Origin of the sequence: Allobaculum sp., from assembly GCF_047010065.1 — a bacterium.
GTDB classification, from domain to species: domain Bacteria; phylum Bacillota_I; class Bacilli_A; order Erysipelotrichales; family Erysipelotrichaceae; genus Allobaculum; species Allobaculum fili.
This window is the reverse complement of sequence record NZ_JBKXLD010000162.1, coordinates 1-2,430: the sequence shown is the minus strand read 5'-3', so window position 1 is coordinate 2,430 and position 2,430 is coordinate 1. Positions and strand designations below refer to the sequence as shown.

Sequence of the window (2,430 nt, the reverse complement as noted above, 5' to 3'; positions counted from 1 at the left end):
AAATGATGACGGCTAAGAAAAATTTCCCTTCGCAAGGAGGGCTTTTCGTCGTGCCATAAATCATCTAAAGACTTTCACATTTTCAAAAATATCTGCCTGAAATTTCCCTGCATACTCGCGAGTTTACAAGATCCAGGCGTAAGGTTCCACAGCAAACTGAAAAATTCAAAGCCGTGCCTCAGATCAGGAGACGGTAATATGCAGGGTTCTGGTAATGCTGTTGCCAAAGCGGTCGCGAATGCGAATATCCACATCCCGCTCTTCGGTATTCCACGTCAGATCCGAAGGAGCCTCGTAATAAACGCCCGAAAGATCGCTGGCGCCAAACACGTCATCCCAGTTCACGTCCTGTCCGTATTTTAAGTCGAGGCTGGACGGTGATCTCGCCAGAGAGGGGGCCTTTGTGTCCTTGATCTTGATCACGAACGGTATGGTTTCCTGTCCGTCACGGATCAGAAAGTTATACTCGCCGACCGTCAGATAGTCCAGGCCGACGGTTACAAAGCGGTTGTCCGTAATGGTAATGCCCGGCGCATCCGCTTCTACGCTCAGACGGTCCAGATCGACTTTTTCCGGATTTTCGAGATAAAGTGAGGGATTGGCGTAGACGTCGACGCCCAGCTCCAGCACAAACGTCTGGTTGGTCAGGGTAAGGTTTTGCGAACAGCCCGTCAGCATTATACACAGGCCAGCGGCAAGGAGTCCTCTGGACTTGCGCTGCCTTTTGAAAAGCGACTGGTTTCTGTACGAGGCGTTTGAACGCATCAGTGTCTGTACGCGCCGTTTCAAGGAGAAAAAGAATTTGCGGATCATACGCCTGCTTCTTCCTTTTGCGGACAAGCCAGTTCGCGGATTTTCGCGAGACGGTGCTTCATACCCGATTTGGAAATCTTTTCTCCAAAGAGATCAAAAACCGCGTCGCAAAGCTCCAGCGTGGACGCTTCCGGATTTTGCTTGCGCGCTTCCATGACGTTGGAAATTTTCATCGGCACCTTGATGCCGCGCTCTTCGATCGTCGCAATCCAGACGAGCTGTTCGCTGGCGGCTTTCTGCGTTTTCATCTCGTTGGCTACTTCGCAGTTGTCCAGACGGGTCAGCTGATTGTAAAAGTCGCGCTGAATGCGCTGGCCTTCAAATTCGAACAGCGACTGGCTGGCGCCCAGAAGACGCAGAAAATCCGCGATCTTGTCTCCGGCTTTCGTATAGACGACAAAGCCCTTTTTCGGCGTCAGCAGTTTGGCCGGAATGTAAAAGCGGTTCATCAGCTTGATCGTCATCTGCGCCAGCTCCTGCGAAGGCAGATTCATTTCCAGATGGTAATTGGCCGTCTTTGGCGAGTTGATGCTGCCGGAGGCCAGAAACAGACCCTGAATAAAAGCCCGCGCGTTTTTCTCGGAACGCACCATCGTATACGGCGGCACGCTGTACAGGCCGCTTTCGCGCAAAATGCCCAGATCTTCGAGGATGTCCGAAGCCTGTTCATACACCATCAGCCGGTAGACGTTGTTCTTTTTCAGATTCATCTTTTTCAGCGTGGAAAGCTGGATATCGACCTGATACTCGTTTTTCAGAAGCTGGAACACCAGCTTGGCAATGGAGGCATTTTCCGTCTGAAAGGAAAGCCAGGTTCCCTGCGAATTCCAGTTCAGCGAAGCTCTCGAAAGAAACAGCGCGCAAAGCATCGCCCTTGCCTGTGCGCCGGAAAAGGAAAGCTTGCTGATCTCGGCTTTGACATCACTTGAAAACGACATTTTCTTTCCCTTCGTCAAGCGTGTTCAGAATGGTCTGTACGCTGCGGGCGATAGCGTCGCTGTCATGACGGATCCGTCCGTTTTCATCCACGATGGACAGCTTTTCTTCCAGGATGGCGTACGTATGGTCGCTTTCCTTCAAGGTGACGGGATAGCTTGCCTGCTTGGCGTAGCGGTCCAGCGTTTCCTGCGGAATGGGCTGCGAATTGATCACGAGCAGATCGACGGAATTTTTAAACGTGTGCTTTTCAATGGCGCGAACGTGATCTTCCGCGGAAAAGCCGTCGGTTTCGCCGGGCTGCGTCATCGCGTTGCAGAAATACACTTTGGGAACCGGGCTGTCTGCGATTGCCTTGCCGACATCCTGAATGATCAGGTTGGGCAAAATTGAAGTGTAAAGAGAGCCGATTCCGTAAATGATCAGATCCGCCTGTTCGATGGCCGTGATCGCTTTATCGTAGGCATGAATTTCGTCGACGTAGTACACGCGCGAAATCGAGTTGTTCGTATTTGGAATGTTCTTTTCCCCGCGAACGAGCGTTCCGTCCGCCATCAGAGCGTAAAGAATCGCGTTGTCGAGGGTAGAGGGCAAAATGTTGCCTCGTACTTTCAGGACTTTGGAAATGGCCTGTACGGCGCCCATGAAGGAGCCGGTAATGTCCATAAGCGCCAGAAAGAT

General features: G+C 51.7%; 3 protein-coding genes. All 3 read right to left on the bottom strand.

All coding sequences use genetic code 11. From position 1 onward, the window contains the following. Positions 1–183 precede the first annotated feature (183 nt). Positions 184–813, bottom strand: a complete 630-nt coding sequence (locus ACLUYS_RS09840) for a hypothetical protein (RefSeq protein WP_230268350.1) — start codon at positions 811–813, stop codon at positions 184–186. Beyond that, positions 810–1,751 (bottom strand): DNA-binding protein WhiA, encoded by a 942-nt coding sequence (whiA, locus tag ACLUYS_RS09835; protein WP_230268349.1) that lies wholly within the window; start codon positions 1,749–1,751, stop codon positions 810–812. Before whiA ends, ACLUYS_RS09840 begins: the two co-directional genes overlap by 4 nt. Continuing rightward, positions 1,735–2,430 (bottom strand): gluconeogenesis factor YvcK family protein (locus ACLUYS_RS09830; RefSeq protein ID WP_412659783.1); only part of this gene is annotated, 696 nt, incomplete at its 5' end. The genes ACLUYS_RS09830 and whiA, both read right to left, overlap by 17 nt.